Raw genomic sequence first — 19,261 nt, forward strand, 5'->3', positions numbered from 1 at the left:
TCAAGGAAAACCAAAACCTAATAACCAAAGGGGTCAACTTAGTCCAGAATAATGACTCATATAGTTCAAATAGGGGTCCATATGCTCCAAAATTTTACCAAAACAACTCCGAAAGGGGTCAGCTTGATCCAGAATTAACAACACTACCTTCGCAAAAAAGTACTCTGAACTTAATCTATCGATCTCAATCGACAAAAATTGGCTATCTCTTTATTAGTATAGAGGGATCAGCATCCGACAGAAAGACAGTTATAAACCATCTTATAAATTAGTGCTTCTGAAGGGGTCAGCTTAGTCCAGTGTATCCATTTTTGACAGCAAAATACCAATATTTAGAAGTTAGACGACTGCATAATCAGGTTCGTACCTCACTCTTTTTATAAGTCTTACTAATTCTAAATATTGAAAATGTATAAGCATCAAAAAAGGTAACAGTGAAGGCTCTATGGGAAGTAAATCTAAAATGAATCTTATGAAATCGTACAAAATCATCAAAAAGGAAGCAGAACCAAAGTTAAAAAATCAAAAGAAGGAAAACGCTCTGGATATAATAATTCGGTGAGTAATCTTATTTTGAAAAATCACGCACCGAATCACTCACCATTTTTGGTCAAATTATGACCTTTTATTTGATGTCAGATGATATCAAATAAAAGGTAAAAAGCCCGTAAACATTTAATTTACGGGCAAATGATATCATTTGATATCAAATTTCAGTGGAGTCGGAGGGATTCGAACCCTCGTCCAAACAAGGAATATAACAGCTTTCTACACGCTTAGTTTTTGTTTAATTTTCGACGATAAGAAAGACCAAAAACCGCCAACCTATCGCTTATTCTTGTTTAAATTTCGAAATTATATCAAGATCCTACAATTTCTAGGTTTACTTTTACGAAGACTCAAAATCAATCGCCGCAAACCAAGGCTATTGGGAGTCTTCCTGCTTGCTCACCTTGTGAGCCGAGGCATTATCCTACTATAATTCGGATTATGCAGCTAGGGCGTAGTTATTCTCGCCGTTTAAAAAAGTGAAATATGATATTTACGAGCTATATTCCAGCGCTCGACGTGCTTACTATTCTATTCATCTCGCTGTCAAAACCAGTCGACCCCGTTAAGAATTATGAATTTAGAATTGTGAATACAGAATTTAGTATTAAACCTATTCCATGCTTATTCAAAATTCTCAATTCTAAAATGGAAGGCGAAGATAAACATAATTGTCATATCTTTGATTGCAATTTTAATCAACAAAATACATACCAAAAACACTATGATCAAGTTCGGTATTATCAAAGAGCGCAAAAACCCGCCAGATCGTCGTGTTGTTTTCTCTCCGAATAGTTTACAAAAAGCAAAATCTCAATTTCCCGAAGCATCTTTTGTTGTGGAAAGTTCTACATTACGAGCGTTTAAAGATGCTGAATATGAACAGGCCGGATTTCAGGTCACTACAGATGTTTCAGATTGTGATGTTTTGCTTGGTGTGAAAGAGGTTCCTGTGTCAGACTTGATTTCAAATAAAAAATACTTTTTCTTCTCACACACCATAAAAAAACAACCGTATAACAGAAAGTTATTAAAAGCGATACTTGAAAAAAAAATTGATTTATACGATCATGAAACAATAGTTGGGCCTCATGGATTTAGACTTATAGGTTTTGGTAAATATGCTGGTATTGTAGGGGCTTATAATGGCTTTAGAGCCTGGGGAATAAAATTTGGCACTTTTACTTTACCAAAAGCAAATACACTTTCAGATCAAGGTGAACTCGAATTAGAATTATCAAAAATTTCATTGCCCAATATCAAAATTGTCCTTTCCGGAAAAGGAAAAGTTGGTGGCGGAGCAAAAGAAATTCTGGATGCTATGCGCATAAAAGAAGTTACTGTTGATGCGTATTTACACCGTTCTTTTGAGGAGCCGGTATATGTACAAATTGATGTTTTGGATTATAATAAACGTAAAGACGGGCGCGTACTTGACAAAAATGATTTCTATGCAAATCCAGAAGCATATACTGGTGATTTTATGAAATTTGCAGAGGTAAGTGATCTTTATATCGCTGGTCATTTTTATGGAGAAGGTGCCCCTTACATGTATACAAAAGAGGATGCCAGATCCAAGGATTTCCAAATAAAAGTAGTCGCAGATATCTCTTGTGACATTGATGGACCCGTGGCAAGTACCATTAGGCCTTCAACAATAGCTAATCCCGTGTACGGTTACGACCCTAAGACCGAAACAGAAACCGATATTAGTAATAAAGATGCTATCGTTGTAATGGCGGTCGATAACTTACCTTGTGAATTACCAAAAGATGCCAGTGAAGGTTTTGGTGCGATGTTTTTAGAACATGTGCTTCCTGCTTTTTTTAATGGAGACAAAGACAAAATTCTTGAAAAAGCTAGAATTACAAAAGACGGTAAATTGACAGAGCGATTCAGTTATCTTCAGGATTATGTAGACGGCAAAGAATAGCATTATACTTAAAAAGATAGAAAAGAATGACCACCCAAGAATTAGTTCATCATATACATCAGAAGCAGTCATTTTTATGTATTGGTTTAGATGTAGATTTAGATAAAATACCTGAATTTTTAGTCGAGAAAGAAGATCCTATTTTTGAGTTCAACAAAGGAATTATCGATGCTACGCATCATCTAGCTGTAGCATACAAGCCCAATATTGCATTTTATGAAGCCTATGGTGTAAAAGGATGGAAATCGTTAGAGAAAACCATAAACTATCTTAATGAACAGCATCCTGAGATTTTTACCATTGCCGATGCCAAAAGGGGAGATATTGGTAATACAAGTTCTATGTATGCTAAAGCATTTTTTGAGGATCTATCGTTTGACTCGGTCACCGTTGCACCATATATGGGGAAAGACTCTGTCGAGCCGTTTTTAGCTTTTAAAAATAAACATACCATCTTATTAGCCTTAACTTCTAATGTAGGGGCATTTGATTTTCAAACTAAAACTAGTAACGATAGTAAGTTGTATAAGGAAGTCCTGAAAATTTCAAAAACATATAAAAACTCAGAAAATCTAATGTATGTTATCGGGGCTACTAAAGCAAAATATCTCGCCGAAGTGCGAAAAATTATACCCGATAACTTTTTATTGGTTCCGGGAGTAGGTGCTCAGGGTGGTAACTTGCAAGAAGTATGTCAATACGGGCTTACTAAAACTGTTGGATTATTGGTCAATTCGTCCCGGGGTATTATTTATGCATCAAATCAAGCAGATTATGCAGAGGCAGCTTGTTCAAAAGCAAAAGAACTACAGGTGGAAATGAAAAAAATACTGCAAGCAAAAAATTGAAAAACTCAAAATAATATCCTTAGTAAACAGAATTTTTTAACAAATTGAGAAAAGTTTAATTCGGGTTGAAGGGTCTTCAAAATGAACAATACCTAATGATGTATATCGATCAATTGCAAAGAGAAGTAAAACTTACAAAAATTCCTACACGTATAGTTTCTTTGGTTCCTTCTCAAACCGAATTATTGGTTGCTTTAGGTTTGGAAGAGGCTATTTTGGGAATTACAAAATTTTGTGTACACCCTAGTCATCTGCGAAAAGAAAAAATAGTTGTAGGAGGGACCAAAAAAGTTAATTATGAAAAGATACGCAGCGCAAATCCAGATATAATACTATGTAACAAAGAAGAAAATACCAAAGATATCGTTGAATACCTTCAAGAAGATTTTCCTGTTCATGTATCAAATATTTTTACGATCAACGATGCTTTAGAACTAATTAAGCAATACGGGATTATTTTTACTAAAGAAAACGCTGCGCACCAACTGGTTTCTCAAATTAGCAAGGCACAAAATTCACTAGTAACAGCTATAGCACGTTTCAAAATAAAGAAAGTTGCTTATTTCATATGGAAAGATCCTTGGATTGCTGTAGGAAATCATACATTTATTAATCACGTATTGCACATCAACAGGTTTATCAATGTTTTTGAGCATAAAGACCGATACCCCGAGATTAGTTTAGAAGAAATGAAATCATTGCAAGAAATAGATTTTATTTTACTATCTTCAGAACCGTATCCGTTTTTAGAGAAGCATATTGCAGAAGTACAACGCATGAACAAAAAAGCAAAAATCATTTTGGTTGATGGAGAATATTTTTCATGGTATGGCTCTAGACTGGTCGATGCATTTTCATATTTTGAAACACTGCATAAAGAAATTTCAGGATAAACATTTCTATATGTATTGTTAACCGTTGGATAAATGCAAAATAAGTTCGTAGTTTTGATCAACTAAATACAAATCATTGTTAAACTATTCTTTATACCGTCATCCTGAACATACAGATTGGGTCACTTTTGTACATGGTGCAGGAGGCAGTTCTTCGATTTGGTTTAAACAAGTTCGTGAATTTCGTAAACATTTCAACGTTCTTTTGTTAGATTTACGAGGTCATGGTAATTCTAAACCTGCCCTAAAAGATGCTTTCAATTCTAAGTATACTTTTGATTCTATTACTGAAGATATAATTAGTGTTATAGATAACGAAAAAATAAAAAAATCTCATTTTGTTGGAATTTCTTTAGGCACAATTTTAATTAGAAATCTAGCCGAAAAATACCCTAATCGCGTACAAAGCATGATTATGGGTGGCGCTATCATGAAATTAAATTTTAGGTCCCAGGTACTTATGCGGTTAGGAGTTGTATTCAAATCTGTAATACCGTATATGTTGCTATATAAATTTTTTGCATTTATCATTATGCCTAAAAAAAACCACAAGCAATCCAGGTTATTATTTGCCAACGAAGCGAAGAAATTGTACCAAAAGGAATTTGTACGTTGGTTTAGGCTTACCTCAGAAATAAATCCACTATTACGCTTTTTTAGAGCAAAAGATATCAAAATCCCTACATTGTATGTTATGGGTGAAGAAGACTATCTGTTTTTACCATCAGTTAAGAAAGTTGTTGCGGCTCATCAGTTATCCTGGTTGTATGTGATCCAAAACTCTGGACATGTTGTGAATGTTGAGCAGCCTGATATTTTCAACAAAGAAACCATAAAATTTATTGGTAAATACTAGTCTAAGGATCTATCTAAAATATAGATTGACTTTCTATTTTCTTTATTTGGGCAAGTATTTTATTTGCTTTCTCGTGTATTTGATCGCTTTTTTCTTTATCAGTAAGTGCTAATTTGTAAGCGTTCTTCATCATTTTACAATAATCGTTCTGTAATTTTTGTAAATGCGTTCTATGTTTAAACCAAGCCAACATGATCCTTATTTTAATCCGTCACAAAGATATTTGATAAAGCACACCAAGTCTCTTAATACTCAGTTAACATTGCCTAAAGTTGTAATAAATATTCCCCGGTTTTTTAACGCCTGTTCAACCCGGTTGGTGTATTCGAATAATAGAACTATTTATCCTGTAAGGCAAATACACGACGTAGTATATCTGATGTTCTAGAACTAAGTTTAGTTCTAATTTGTTTTTCTTCTACAGCAATCATCTTGTATACACCTTGTAATGCTTGTTGGGTGACATAATCGGTAAGGTCTGGATTTACATTACCAGTAAGAGGTAAGGCATTGTATTTGCCAATAATACTAGACCAGATTTTATCTGCACCTACCTTAGAAAAAGACCGATTAATAACAGGATTAAATTTAGCATACAACGCTCTATTGGTTTTATTTTGTAAATATGTCGTTGCCGCGTTGTCATTCCCTAAGAGAATTTGTCTTGCATCTGTAAATGTAATTTCTTTTACAGCGTTTATAAATATTGGGGTAGCTTCTTTTACCGCGTCCTCAGCAGCTCTATTTAAAATCTTCAGACCTTCATCAGCCAATTTACTTAATCCAATATCTCTTAGCGTTTTGTCTACTTTTTGTAATTCTTGCGGAAGAAGAATTTTAACGAGTTGATTTCTATAAAACCCATCTCTTTGGGTAAGCTTGCTAACTTGTTTATCAATACCCTTATCTAAAGCTTGCCTTAGGCCATTAGCAATATCAACGTTGCTTATGCCAAACCCACCACTAGTAGTTTGGGGCAGATTATTAACTACCTGTTGCAACTCTGCACAGCCAGAACATACGATTAGAAGGCTAAGTATTAAAATTCTTTTCATGATTTTTAAGTAGTTTTGAGGTTATAAATATCGCGTATGAATTCAAATGTAATTTTTTTAATAGTATTTCTTCTTATTATTTCTTGTAAATATGAAAAAGAAAGTAATAAGCAGCGTCGTGATCCATTAACTTCATCTCAACAATATATTACAATTTTAGGAACAGCACAAGATGGAGGCTTTCCACATATCAATAATTCTAATGAATTTGAAGACGTCAAAAAAGGAGAAGCTACAAAAGCATTGGTAGTTTCACTCGGTGTCGTTGACCATGAGGCAAAAAAGAAATTTTTATTCGAGGCTACACCAGATATGCCCGAGCAGCTAGCTATTCTGGATAGTGAACATCTTCAAAATACGACTATAATTGATGGTATTTTTTTAACACATGCACATATAGGGCACTACACAGGTTTGATGCATTTAGGAAGAGAAGCGATGGGAGCCAAAAATATTAACGTATATGCTATGCCAAGTATGAAGGTTTTTTTAGAAACTAACGCTCCGTGGTCACAATTGGTAGATTTAAAAAACATAGATTTAACACCATTAGAAAATGATACTGCTATTCGGGTTACAGATAATATTCAAGTTGTTCCGTTTTTGGTGCCACATAGAGATGAATTTTCTGAAACTGTTGGCTATAAAATTATTGGAAAGCATAAATCTGCCTTATTTATACCCGATATTAATAAATGGTCTCTTTGGAAGAAAAATATTGTAGAAGAAGTGAAAAAGGTCGATTATGCACTTATTGACGCCACATTTTTCAAAAACGGAGAAATTCCTAGACCAATGTCTGAAGTTCCACATCCTTTTATAGAAGAGACCGTTGCTTTATTCAAAAAGGAATCAGAACAAATCAAATCTAAGATTATCTTCATCCATTTCAACCATTCTAATCCAGTATTACATAGCAATAGTAAAGAACGTGCTTTATTGCAACAACAAGGGTATCGATTTGCAGATTTTGGTGATACGCTGCCTCTATAAGAAAACTTACTGCGTATGTTAAGAATATTAATTGTGGCATTTTCCAAACCTGATAACGAAATTCTAATACATAAGCCAGGTTTAGCTATAGGCAAACTTATAGCCATGTATTTGTAATTATTTTAGTAAATTCAATTTGATTTTTGAGAGTCCCTGAATATGGCTAATAGCGTATTGCGAACAGCGTAGCTTTATTATATTATTTTAAAAAAATAAACGTTTTTGATGCATATTTCATAAATTAGCGGTATTAAAATCCCTTTTTATTATCAATGAAACAAATTTCACCGTACACCCCTAAAAATAAAGTAAGAATTGTAACGGCAGCCTCTCTTTTTGATGGGCATGACGCTGCGATTAACATTATGCGTCGTATTATACAGGCTACAGGAGTAGAAGTCATACATCTTGGTCATGATCGTAGCGTAGAAGAAGTGGTAAATTGTGCTATACAGGAAGATGCGAATGCCATTGCGATGACTTCGTATCAAGGCGGGCATAATGAATACTTTAAGTATATGTATCAGCTATTAAAAGAAAAAGGGGCAGCGCATATTAAAATCTTCGGAGGGGGTGGAGGTGTAATACTTCCCGAAGAAATTAAAGAGCTGATGGATTATGGAATTACCCGAATCTATTCTCCTGATGATGGTCGCGAACTCGGGTTGCAGGGTATGATCAACGACTTGGTGAAACAAGCCGATTTTCCTATTGGTAATAAACTTAATGGCGAAGCAGATCATTTGGTAGAGAAGAAAATAGGGGCCATTGCCAGGGTAATTTCTGCTGCAGAAAACTTTCCTGAAGTTGCGAAAGATACGCTACAAAAAATTCACAAGAAAAATAAAACCTCAAATACACCGGTTTTGGGAATTACAGGAACCGGTGGTGCGGGAAAATCTTCATTGGTTGATGAATTGGTAAGAAGATTTTTAATTGATTTTCCTACTAAAACGATTGGGATCATTTCTGTAGATCCTTCAAAACGAAAAACCGGAGGGGCATTACTCGGTGATCGCATTCGGATGAATGCTATCAACTCCCCAAGGGTATATATGCGCTCTCTTGCTACGCGTCAATCTAATTTGGCATTATCAAAATATGTAGCAGAGGCAATCGAAGTACTCAAAGCTGCAGAGTTTGACTTGATTATTTTAGAAACTTCGGGGATTGGCCAATCTGATACTGAAATCCTGGAGCATAGTGATACATCTTTATATGTGATGACACCAGAATTTGGAGCAGCTACACAGTTAGAGAAAATCGATATGCTTGATTTTGCCGATCTCGTGGCCATCAATAAATTTGATAAAAGAGGTTCTTTAGATGCACTACGCGATGTGAAAAAACAATATATGCGCAATCATAATTTATGGGAAATTCCGCAAGACGAATTACCGGTTTATGGTACTATAGCTTCGCAATTCAATGATCCGGGGATGAATACGCTCTACAAGGCAATCATGGATAAAATTGTAGCCAAAACGGAAGCAGATTTACAGTCTGATTTTCATATTTCTAAAGAAATGTCTGAGAAAATTTTCGTGATTCCCCCCAGTAGAACAAGATATCTGTCTGAAATTGCAGAAAATAATAGGTCATATGACCTAACGGTAAACGATCAAATAGAGGTGGCTCAAAAGTTATACGGAATATTTCAAACCATAGTATCTGTAGCAAACTTCTCTGGAGATGAAGAGCAATTGTTAACCAAAACAGGCATAGACCAGGAGAACATCATGGCTGCTAACCAAAATGATGATACCCGGGTTTTTTTAAAGCTTTTGTTCGATCAATTTGATAAAGTAAAATTAAATCTTGACCCACACAATTGGGAGATTATTATTGCATGGGCTTCCAAAATTAAGAAATATAAGGATCCTATATATGCATTCAAGGTACGTGACAAAGAAATTAAAATCGAAACGCATACGACATCTTTGTCGCATACACAAATTCCAAAGGTAGCATTACCAAAATATAAAGCATGGGGAGATATCTTGCAATGGTGTTTACAAGAAAATGTTCCCGGTGAGTTTCCATATGCTTCCGGATTGTATCCCTTTAAAAGAACAGGAGAAGATCCTACCCGTATGTTTGCAGGTGAGGGTGGACCAGAGCGAACCAATCGTCGTTTTCATTATGTAAGTTTAGGTATGCCTGCCAAACGATTATCTACAGCTTTTGATTCTGTCACTTTATACGGGAACGATCCCGATCATCGCCCTGATATTTATGGTAAAATAGGTAATGCCGGAGTTTCTATTTGCTGTTTGGATGATGCTAAAAAATTATATTCCGGGTTTGATCTTACGCACGCGATGACATCGGTAAGTATGACGATCAACGGTCCCGCTCCTATGTTATTAGGTTTTTTTATGAATGCTGCCATTGATCAAAATTGTGAAAAATACATCAAAGAACAAGGTCTTGAAGCCGAGGTTGAAGCCAAAATCAAGAAAATTTATAAAGATAAAGGGGTAGAACGTCCACAATATCAAGGTGATCTACCCGAGGGTAACGATGGTTTGGGATTACTGCTGTTAGGTGTTACAGGTGATCAAGTCTTACCAGCAGATGTGTACTCAAAAATCAAAGCTGAAACCTTACGTACGGTTCGTGGTACTGTGCAAGCTGATATTTTGAAAGAGGATCAAGCACAAAACACCTGTATTTTTTCGACAGAGTTTGCATTGCGTTTGATGGGAGATGTACAAGAATATTTTATTGAAAATCAAGTTCGTAATTTTTATTCGGTTTCTATTTCAGGATATCATATCGCAGAGGCAGGAGCAAATCCTATAACGCAACTTGCTCTTACATTAGCCAACGGATTTACTTACGTAGAATATTATTTAAGCAGGGGTATGGATATCAATAAATTTGGTCCCAACCTGTCATTCTTTTTTTCAAACGGTATCGATCCCGAATATGCGGTTATCGGACGAGTTGCGCGCAAAATTTGGGCAAAAGCATTAAAGTATAAATATAAAGCTAATTCGAGAGCGCAAATGTTAAAGTATCATATCCAAACGTCCGGTCGGTCTTTACATGCGCAAGAAATTGATTTTAACGATATTCGTACAACATTGCAAGCCTTATATGCTATATATGACAACTGTAATTCGCTACACACTAATGCGTACGACGAAGCAATTACAACACCAACCGAAGAATCGGTGCGTAGAGCAATGGCAATTCAATTGATCATTAACAAAGAACTAGGCTTAGCCAAAAACGAAAATCCGATTCAAGGGTCATTTATTATTGAAGAGTTAACCGATCTTGTTGAAGAAGCGGTGTTAGCCGAGTTTGACAGAATTACAGAGCGCGGTGGTGTGCTGGGAGCAATGGAAACCATGTATCAGCGCAGTAAGATACAAGAAGAAAGTTTGTATTACGAAACATTAAAACATACGGGTGAATTTCCAATTATTGGCGTAAACACCTTTTTGAGCTCCAAGGGATCACCTACTGTAACTCCGGGAGAGGTTATTCGTGCTACCGAAGAAGAAAAACAATATCAAATCACTACACTGAATAACTTACATCAAGCTAAAAAAGATAGAGCCTCGCAGGCATTAAATCAAGTGCAAGAGGCGGCCATTCAAAATAAAAATATATTTGAAATACTAATGGAAGCTACAAAAGTATGTTCGTTAGGGCAGATCACTGCGGCATTATTTGAAGTTGGCGGGCAATATCGAAGGAATATGTAATAGCAATAGACTTGTGTCTTCTCGAAACGAAAGACTTCGTGAATGCTTATTCCAAATTTATTTTAAGAACTTACAGCATTCTAAATTCGAATGCTTACATTAAGTTATTAGTACAGATGTTATAAGATGTATGATTTGATGTTAAATTATGATCGATTTGGTGCGATTATAAGAGTTTCTTTATCTTTAACACAAAAGGATAGTTGTGTTTAGCACGATTGAGTATACGGTTACGGCTATTGTTTGTTTAATTTCAGCAATAGTGATTCAGCGAATTTTTAGTAAAGAAAAAGGTCGAGTTGCCGATCAAAGCACAATACAAGGAATTAAGTGGTTTGGTCTTGCAATTTTTGTTTGGGGTATAGGGGCATTAGCTAACCTTATCTTTGTAAATGGCCTATACTGGCTACCTACAAACAGAGTTCTGATTTATCTTGGGGTATTGGTATCTCTTGCCAATTCATTATTTATTATATTATCACTTCCGTCTATAGAACATCAACAAAAACCAGGTCTGATAGTTCGGTTAGTACAGCGTTTTACTATTAAAGAATTCATTATAGTGTACTGTGGAGTGTTGGGTATGATTACTTTCGTTTTTGTTATGGCTTCCTATGGAAATTCTGAAATAAGTAATAATTTTATATGGCTTATAGACATTCCAATTTCTATAGTGGTTGCTATTTCGTTACTTTTTGAGCTCAATAGAGCCTTTATGGGCAGGCAAATGAAATTTATGTACTTACCCACTTTTGTTCTTTTTATTTTAATCATTATTGCAATTTCGCATAGAATGATTCCGCAGGATAAAGCTTTAAAATTCATAGATCAACAATTTTGGAGTGTACTAGGAAGCATAACTGCCATTTCATTTAAATTCTTATTTATTCTTTTGTTTTCAATTCTTTTGTATAGCTGGAAATTTCTTTCAGAAAAAGAAAAGCAGCAAAGTTTGGTTAAAGAATTAGAAGTTCAAAATAGTGATTTTAGAAAGAGTATTGAACAATTAGAATTAGCAAACGAAAGTCATTTAGATACTATAAAATCACTAAAAAAGAATGTGAAGAAGCTCGAGAAAACCTCAAAAACCGAATTTTCTGAACGTCAGAAGGAAGTTTTAGGGTATTTAGCGCATTATGGTAATCATAAGTCTTATACTGAAATTGCTAATGAGATGCATATTAGCGTTGATGGGTTTCAAACTCATATTTATCAAATAAAAAAAATGCTTCACATTAGTGGTGCCGACGGAAAGAAACAACTCATAACTTTTGCACAAGCGAATAGCTTTTCAAAATACATCTCACTAGAAGGGGATACTTAAGCATAAGGTTAAGCAAGTAATACTTAAAATTTGATTATTGTTTAACCTTTTCAAGCTTATATTTTTCTTACAATTTGCAAAGAAAAATAACTCATGTCGTTTTTACTTTCTATTGTGCAACAAACCTTTGATGATTCTCTTAATAAAGCCTTTGGTAATGCTACGGGTTGGTTTGTAGATGCCGTTTTAACAGAAATACCTGTTACTGAAGCTATTGGAATTCCATGGGTGTTAGTAATACTTTTTGGTGGTGCCTTGTACTTTACTCTTTATTTTAAAGGTGTTAATATTAGAAATTTTTTTACTGCAATACAAGTAGTATATGGTAGATATGATGCCCTAGAGAATCAAAAAGAAGATAATCAAAAGTCACTTGTAGGAGAGGTTACTCATTTTCAGGCGTTGACTACTGCGGTATCTGCAACTGTAGGATTAGGTAATATTGCTGGAGTAGCAATAGCACTATCTTTAGGAGGACCGGGAGCTACCTTGTGGATGGTTTTTATAGGTTTGTTGGGGATGTCATCCAAATTTGTAGAATGTACGTTAGGTGTTAAGTATAGAGAAGTCGGTGTTGACGGAAAGATTTTCGGTGGTCCCATGTATTATATAAGAAAGGGGTTTGAAGAGAAAGGATTTAATAAACTAGGCAAATTCATGGCAGCATTATTTGCAATAATGTGTATGGGAGGATCTCTGGGGGGTGGAAACATGTTTCAAATTAACCAGGCATATAAATTATTTGAGCATGTAATTATCCCCAAAACTTCTTTTTTACATGGTCAAGGCTGGATATTTGGTGTCATTATGGCTATTCTGGTTGGGATAGTCATTATTGGCGGAATCAAAAAGATAGCTAGTGTAACCGATAAGATTGTACCTCTTATGGTAATTATATATCTCATTGCAATACTTACAATCCTATGTATGAATATAGCTGAAATCCCAAATGCCTTTGTAATCATTTGGAAAGGGGCTTTTAACGCTGAAGGGGTATTAGGTGGATGTGTAGGAGTTCTAATTCAGGGATTTAGACGAGGAGCTTTTAGTAACGAAGCAGGTATTGGTAGCTCATCTATAGCTCACAGTGCCGTAAAAACAAAGTTTCCTGCTAGTGAGGGATTAGTGGCTATGCTCGAACCTTTTATTGATACGGTAGTAGTTTGTACTATGACAGCCTTAGTTTTGATCATTACCGGACAGATAGAGACAGGAGCAGAAATTAATTCGGAACAAGGTGTTTTGCTAACATCGGCCGCACTAGAAAGCGGTATTTCCTGGTTTCCTTATCTATTAACGATTGCAGTAGTGCTTTTTGCTTTTTCATCTATGATCTCTTGGTCGTACTATGGGTACCAGTCCTGTAGCTATCTTTTTGGAAAAAGTAAAGGCATTGAGTATACCTACAAAATCATTTTTTGTTGTTTCACAGTTGTTGGTGCTGCATCTACGTTAACATCGGTTACAGATTTTAGTGATACTATGATTTTTGCCATGATGATTCCTAATATGATAGGATTATTTTTATTGCGTAATAAAGTCTTAGAAGAACTAAAACGCTATCAAAACAAAATAGCTGAATTTTTAGCTTTAAATTAAATATGACCTTATGATTGCGAAGCACGAAGCAATCTTTTTATTACAAGTAGAAGTATAATTTTTAAAATTGAAAGACTATACTTCATCGTATCTTCTCGTTATAATGAAGATATCTTACAACGTCATCATCCAGTTTTTCTGCAGGTGTTTAAACTTTTTTAATTCCTTTCTTAGAAGTGGTAAAAATTCTTTTCCATTGCTTTCGGTTTGTTCTAAACGCTCGCAATTTCTATAAATTTTATTAGTGATATGAATTAATGAATTCGCCTGTCGTATTCGGTCATCCTGAAATATTTGATTTTCTGCAGTAATAATTTTTGGAGCTAATGCATCAGATTGCCTTATAATATCTCCGGTAAAATATATAGTAGGATCTTCCTCGCCATTATGTTGTAAAGACGCCATGTCATGAACTAGGTAACTAGAAATATTCTTAGATAGTGTAAATATCTCAAGAGCCTTTCTATAAAGTCTTTTATTTTGTGGTTTGGATCTCATATCATATAGTCTTTCAAAAATAAGGCTATTTTAAAGGTTATAAATTTTAGATTTAAAGTAAAACAGATAATTGACTTTAAGTATTAACGAAAAATACTATTTTTGTTTTAAAAATGAAGTGTAGTGAAAATTGATGCCACAAATTGGGGAATTCTTCATTGTTTACAAGATAACTCGAGACTCTCTAATGCTGAAATCGGAAGAAAAGTTGGCCTAAGTTCCCCGGCAGTAGCCGAGCGTATTAAAAAAATGGAGGATTTCGGTATCTTGAAAGGATACAAAGCCGAGGTTTCTTATACAAAAGCTGGATATCAACTTAAGGCAATGATTACGCTTAGAGCGTTTATGGGGAGATTACAGCCTTTTTTATTGAAAGTTTCATCATTTAGTGAAGTAGTAAATTGTTACCGAATAACAGGTAATGAAAATATAATTATGGAGGTAGTGTTGCGAGATCAAATCCATTTACAAGAATTTATTGATGTATTGATTCCGTACGGAGAGGTTAAAACACATATTATATTGTCAAATTTAATAGAGAACAACCCTGTTGTAAATGCGTTAACATCAAAAAAAACATAGCGCTATCTTTGGCATATGTTTTGTAATTCAAAGGGTATAAAACATAATATCTTGTGTGAGGACATTAGTTAGGGAAACTAAAGAGAGTACAAGAAATGAAAAAACACCTGATGGAATTCAGGTGTTTTTTTATGGTACTATCAAAAGTGGTACTATTTCGAGGCTTGCCTTGACATTGGTACATTAGTATCTGATGAATGCTTCGTGGACTTACATCACGGTAGTTTACAGAAAATGATCAGTTCAAAGTCACAATTGTTTTATACATTTATACAAGTTTTGTTGTAGATTCATTTTATAAAGGACGTATCTATGCACCTTGACGCGCTATGTACAGAAATACCAAACAAGAATTTTATAATTACAATCAAAAGAAAATGCAAAATATGTGGGGTGGTATCATTCTACAATCATAAAACTAAAATATAATTGGATATCCGCTATACATCATAAAATTAACTTTACTGTCTGGTCGAGCGCAGTCGAGACCTGATTTAGAGATCGTTGGATTTACGAACCTCTCGACTGCGCTCGAGGAGACAGTGCGATATGATTAATTACGGATATTCATAAAATATAACTATTCTATTGTGAAAAAAGTACTTCATATCATAAGTTACATTGTGTTTTTGCTTTTTTTGCCTCGATTTGGATATGCTCAATATACATTAAGTTTTAAAAAAGGAGTAGTTATTGATTCTCTTAATGTTCCAAATACAAAAAATACGTTTAGTCTTTATTTACCCACTAATTTTGAAACTGATAAAAACTGGCCCATAATTTTCGGCTTTGATTCTAATAATAATGTAAGTAGTAGTACACGATTATATAAAGAAGCGGCTGAAGAGTTTGGGTATATCGTAGCGATTAGTAATTTCAGTAATGCACAAAATCTTGAAGAAAAGGCAACATATATAGCTACTTTTATGGATTATGTGGCCTCTATGTTTCCTATTCAAAAGGGTAGAGTATATGTTACTGCGTTAGATGAAGATGCGAGACTTGTAAGTTTAATTCCTGCGCTTGATAATAAAAATGTGTTCGGAACTATTGCAATCGGTGATAGTTATTTTTACGATTCTAGAATCAAAATAGCTAAAAATTTCTCCTATTTCGGAATTGTAAATAAGAATAATTATCGGTACAAGGATTTTACCAGAACTGTAAGATATCTTAAAAGAAAAGCCATAGAGGCAGACCTCTTTACATTTAACGGCACATCAGATTACCCTTATCCGAAACTTTTAAAGAAACCACTTTCTTCATTTACACTGCATGCTATGCTAAAAGGTCGAATGCCAATGGACTCGGTTTGGGTCAAACGCGAGTTTCAAAGAGCATTAGATAGTGTAGAGAAAAAACTTAGAAAGCAAGAGTTTTTATATGCATATAAAGAGCTTAGACGAATTCAATCTCAATTTCATTTGTTTTTTGATACCGATTTTCTTCGTGAGAAAGAGAAAAAGATCAAAAGAAACAAAGAATTTAGAAAGCAAAGGAGGTTAGAAGCAAAATATAATAGTTTAGAAGATAATTATAGACAAACCTACTTGTTTTTGATCGAAGAAGATATACGAGGAGTATTTTATGAAAATATGGGTTGGTGGCAATATCAAATGACAGAACTAGACTCTATTTATAAAAAAGATGGTCTGTATTCTCAAAATATGGTAGGCAGAGTAAAAGGGTATCTTAAAAATACATTATCTACCTACAAGAGCAAACTCGCTAAAAAACCAAAAAATTTTGAAAAACGTATGTTTATTACAATTTTAAGTACGATCGTAGACCATAAGGATTATGAATCGTATAAAGAGATTATATCTTTAAGTGCACAGGATCAAGATAACACCACCGCATTATTTTATCTTGAAAGACTTCTTAAAAATGGGTATGAACATTTCGAAGCTTTATACCAAATCAAAGGCACGCTGGCACTTCGAATGTCTAAAGAATATAATGCGCTAATAAAAAAATACTTAGGAAAGTCTAAATACTTTTTTGGAGATTAATGCCTGGTTGTTACTGCGTATATTTGTCAACTAATAAAATAAAAGTAGCTCTTACCTGCAATCAATGACCGTAATAAACCAGTCTCAACATGTTTTATGCATTTTTTTGTAATTCTTTCAAAACATATTGAAAATATATGAATTTGAGTATTTCATCGATTTTTTATGTTTTTAAACGTTGTATTTTTGGAATATTAATTTCTTTTACTTTATATTTACCCAAGTTAACTCATTGATGTAGTGTCTGAAACTAAAATTTTAACCTGTTTGATGATTCAGGTTAAAATTTCAGTTTTAGAATGCATCAGGGATAAATTAAGTGTGAGGACATTAGTCTAAAGACCTCAAATCTTGAAGCTAAAGAGAGTACATAATTTGCCCGGATACAGGAAGCGCTCGTAAGAGCGCTTTTTTTTTGACCCGTAAAATAGCACTTTCTAATTTTAGCGTTGAGCTAGTATAAGAACTAGATGTCATTGGTATAGAAATGAAGCTTATTTACGCGTATACCGTAATTTTAATATAGAAGAAGCTTACTAGTATATTTCATCAATTTTGTAGCCAAATTACTAGTATAAAAATGTATTTTAATCTTATTTGCTAAAAAATTGTGTATTTTATCGAATATATTTGCTTTTTATCTTTTAATTATCTTATATTAGTAATGTACAAAACGGTACAGATGTTCTTAAAAAATTTGAATTTAAAAGGTTATGACGATAATCAGGCAAATAAAAATTTTTGAGTGCATCCGGTAAAATTAAGTGTGAGGACATTGGTTTAGAAAACCCCAAATCGTAAACTAAAGAGAGTACGTAATTTTTGCCCCAAAATTAAAAAAGCATCTGCTATCCCCAAAAGCAGATGCTTTTTTAGTAAACTAGTTTAACCCGCTTTATGCATTAGAAAATTTATTACGGCTTTAAACTGTTGCAAAACCGAGTACTACGTTGTGTTTTTAAGTTTCACCGTAGCCCTTTGACTGCGCTTATGGTGGACTGTTACGCTGAAACTTAGAAAACACATCCAACGCTACATTTCGCTTAAAGCAGTGCTTTGTCGTGGCATTTTCAACCCTTATAACGAAATTCTAATGCATAAACCGGGTTTAATCTTTTAGTTGAATACCTGTTAAGTGTGTATGCGTTTACTTAGTTAAGATAGAAGCGCCTCTCATGCGTTCTTTATTTAATTTATATATTACTAATAAGAGTAAGAGTATTCCAATTACCGAGATACATGACATTACTATCCAACTGTCTGTGTATCCATAAGCGTCGATAAGTTGCATTCCCGAATTATGACCAAAAATGTGCGCGATTGAAAATGACATAGCATATAACCCCATATAAGCTCCTTGTCTTCCTCTTTTTGATCGATTTAAGGCAAATGCGTTTCCAAACGGAAATGCAATCATTTCACCCAAAGTTGCCATAATCATTCCTATAATCAAGATGCCAATCCATGGAGTAACCAGTAAAAGTATAAAGCTTACCCCAACACAAATAAAACCACCAATCACATACCCTACTTTAGAAATATTTGTTTTTTCTAGATAGGTAATCAATGGCATTTCAAATAAGAAAATTAGTGCACCGTTTAGAGCAAGTAATAAACCAATACTCTCTTCAGTAAGTTGATGCACTTCTTTATAGTACAAAGGAATGGTAGAAAAATACTGTACAAAGATAAAACCAAAAAGGGCTAGAGCAATCAAAAAAAGTAGATATGTATTATCCTGATGTGCAGCAATAGGATGTTCTACTACAACTTCTTTATCCAGTTCTTTGGCTTTTTTAGGGTTCAATGTCTGTAGCATTACCAAAGAGGCTATGATACAGGTAACTCCGTCAACCCAAAATAGTCCATGATACCCGATTGTAGCGATTATGAGTCCGCCCAGTGCTGGTCCCAAAGAAAATCCTAAATTAATAGCGAGTCTTATAAAAGTTAGTGACCTGGTCTTATTTTCTGGTTTACTATAGGCACTTAACGCTACAAAAAACGCTGGTCTTGCAGTATCTGCTACAGTAATCAGGATGAAAAAACTTAGACAAATACTCCAAAAGCCTGAGAAATACTGTACAATCAGAAATGAAATCCCTGTTAAAAATAACGAACCTAAAATAACTTTAAAATATCCTATACGGTCACTTAATTTTCCACCAAGCCAAGCGCCAAAAAAAGAACCTAAACCATAGCTAGTCATTACCCAGCCAACTTGTTCTAATGAAAAACTAAGGGTATCGGTTAGGTAAAGTGACAAAAATGGAATCACCATCGCTCCGGCTCTGTTGATGAGTGTAATCAAAGCCAACCACCAAACTTCTTTAGATAAACCCGAAAACGAGTCGATATACTGAAGTAAAATTTTTTTCAATTGCTTATGATTTTTGTCAA

At 34.4% G+C, this 19,261-nt stretch carries 14 protein-coding genes and 1 other RNA gene; 10 read left to right on the top strand and 5 right to left on the bottom strand.

Annotated features, from left to right (window positions below):
• Window positions 1-714 precede the first annotated feature (714 nt).
• Window positions 715-1,113: a transfer-messenger RNA gene (ssrA, locus tag J8281_RS14835) on the bottom strand.
• A gap of 163 nt (window positions 1,114-1,276) precedes the next feature.
• Between ssrA and J8281_RS14840 the strand changes: the two genes are divergently transcribed.
• The 4 genes from J8281_RS14840 (at window position 1,277) to J8281_RS14855 (ending at window position 5,079) form a co-directional block, all read left to right on the top strand.
• Complete coding sequence (locus tag J8281_RS14840) at window positions 1,277-2,482, top strand: NAD(P)-dependent oxidoreductase (RefSeq protein WP_210198454.1); 1,206 nt, start codon at window positions 1,277-1,279, stop codon at window positions 2,480-2,482.
• Between the two features lie 26 nt (window positions 2,483-2,508).
• On the top strand, window positions 2,509-3,330 hold the full coding sequence (gene pyrF / locus J8281_RS14845; protein WP_210198425.1) for an orotidine-5'-phosphate decarboxylase: 822 nt from the start codon (window positions 2,509-2,511) through the stop codon (window positions 3,328-3,330).
• Between the two features lie 95 nt (window positions 3,331-3,425).
• Window positions 3,426-4,223: an ABC transporter substrate-binding protein gene (locus J8281_RS14850; protein ID WP_210198426.1), complete on the top strand. Its 798-nt coding sequence runs from the start codon at window positions 3,426-3,428 to the stop codon at window positions 4,221-4,223.
• 76 nt (window positions 4,224-4,299) lie between these two features.
• Window positions 4,300-5,079: an alpha/beta fold hydrolase gene (locus J8281_RS14855; protein WP_210198427.1), complete on the top strand. Its 780-nt coding sequence runs from the start codon at window positions 4,300-4,302 to the stop codon at window positions 5,077-5,079.
• 13 nt (window positions 5,080-5,092) lie between these two features.
• Here J8281_RS14855 and J8281_RS19990 read toward each other — a convergent pair whose 3' ends face one another.
• On the bottom strand, window positions 5,093-5,272 hold the full coding sequence (locus J8281_RS19990) for a Lacal_2735 family protein (RefSeq protein ID WP_210198428.1): 180 nt from the start codon (window positions 5,270-5,272) through the stop codon (window positions 5,093-5,095).
• Between the two features lie 145 nt (window positions 5,273-5,417).
• Entirely contained in the window at window positions 5,418-6,134 is a 717-nt protein-coding gene (locus J8281_RS14865) for a DUF4197 domain-containing protein (protein ID WP_210198429.1), read from the bottom strand.
• A 36-nt stretch (window positions 6,135-6,170) separates the two neighbouring features.
• On the opposite strand from J8281_RS14865, the gene J8281_RS14870 reads away from it, so the two are divergent.
• From J8281_RS14870 to J8281_RS14885, 4 genes are all read left to right on the top strand, one after another.
• On the top strand, window positions 6,171-7,127 hold the full coding sequence (locus J8281_RS14870) for an MBL fold metallo-hydrolase (protein WP_210198430.1): 957 nt from the start codon (window positions 6,171-6,173) through the stop codon (window positions 7,125-7,127).
• Between the two features lie 272 nt (window positions 7,128-7,399).
• On the top strand, window positions 7,400-10,846 hold the full coding sequence (locus J8281_RS14875; RefSeq protein WP_210198431.1) for a methylmalonyl-CoA mutase family protein: 3,447 nt from the start codon (window positions 7,400-7,402) through the stop codon (window positions 10,844-10,846).
• A gap of 205 nt (window positions 10,847-11,051) precedes the next feature.
• Window positions 11,052-12,170, top strand: a complete 1,119-nt coding sequence (locus tag J8281_RS14880; protein ID WP_210198432.1) for a hypothetical protein — start codon at window positions 11,052-11,054, stop codon at window positions 12,168-12,170.
• Between the two features lie 93 nt (window positions 12,171-12,263).
• Window positions 12,264-13,769 (top strand): sodium:alanine symporter family protein, encoded by a 1,506-nt coding sequence (locus J8281_RS14885; RefSeq protein WP_210198433.1) that lies wholly within the window; start codon window positions 12,264-12,266, stop codon window positions 13,767-13,769.
• Between the two features lie 114 nt (window positions 13,770-13,883).
• On the opposite strand, the gene J8281_RS14890 is transcribed toward J8281_RS14885, so the two are convergent.
• Complete coding sequence (locus J8281_RS14890) at window positions 13,884-14,267, bottom strand: hypothetical protein (protein WP_210198434.1); 384 nt, start codon at window positions 14,265-14,267, stop codon at window positions 13,884-13,886.
• A 123-nt stretch (window positions 14,268-14,390) separates the two neighbouring features.
• Between J8281_RS14890 and J8281_RS14895 the strand changes: the two genes are divergently transcribed.
• Both J8281_RS14895 and J8281_RS14900 read left to right on the top strand, forming a co-directional pair.
• Window positions 14,391-14,849, top strand: a complete 459-nt coding sequence (locus J8281_RS14895; protein WP_210198435.1) for an Lrp/AsnC family transcriptional regulator — start codon at window positions 14,391-14,393, stop codon at window positions 14,847-14,849.
• Window positions 14,850-15,439: 590 nt separating this feature from the next.
• Window positions 15,440-16,861, top strand: coding sequence for a hypothetical protein (locus J8281_RS14900; protein ID WP_210198436.1), 1,422 nt, complete (start codon window positions 15,440-15,442; stop codon window positions 16,859-16,861).
• Between the two features lie 1,147 nt (window positions 16,862-18,008).
• Here the strand turns inward: J8281_RS14900 and J8281_RS14905 are convergent.
• A complete protein-coding gene (locus J8281_RS14905) occupies window positions 18,009-19,241 on the bottom strand; it encodes an MFS transporter (RefSeq protein WP_210198437.1) in 1,233 nt (410 codons plus the stop codon).
• Between the last annotated feature and the right edge of the window lie 20 nt (window positions 19,242-19,261).

The organism is Aquimarina sp. U1-2, assembly GCF_017897595.1.
Taxonomy (GTDB): domain Bacteria; phylum Bacteroidota; class Bacteroidia; order Flavobacteriales; family Flavobacteriaceae; genus Aquimarina.

Bases quoted from the DNA above. Each gene is read 5' to 3' on its own strand.
- pyrF (WP_210198425.1), top strand. From the start codon at position 2,509: ATGACCACCCAAGAATTAGTTCATCATATACATCAGAAGCAGTCATTT.
- J8281_RS14850 (WP_210198426.1), top strand. From the start codon at position 3,426: ATGATGTATATCGATCAATTGCAAAGAGAAGTAAAACTTACAAAAATT.
- J8281_RS19990 (WP_210198428.1), bottom strand. From the start codon at position 5,272: ATGTTGGCTTGGTTTAAACATAGAACGCATTTACAAAAATTACAGAAC.
- J8281_RS14865 (WP_210198429.1), bottom strand. From the start codon at position 6,134: ATGAAAAGAATTTTAATACTTAGCCTTCTAATCGTATGTTCTGGCTGT.
- J8281_RS14870 (WP_210198430.1), top strand. From the start codon at position 6,171: ATGAATTCAAATGTAATTTTTTTAATAGTATTTCTTCTTATTATTTCT.
- J8281_RS14875 (WP_210198431.1), top strand. From the start codon at position 7,400: ATGAAACAAATTTCACCGTACACCCCTAAAAATAAAGTAAGAATTGTA.
- J8281_RS14885 (WP_210198433.1), top strand. From the start codon at position 12,264: ATGTCGTTTTTACTTTCTATTGTGCAACAAACCTTTGATGATTCTCTT.
- J8281_RS14890 (WP_210198434.1), bottom strand. From the start codon at position 14,267: ATGAGATCCAAACCACAAAATAAAAGACTTTATAGAAAGGCTCTTGAG.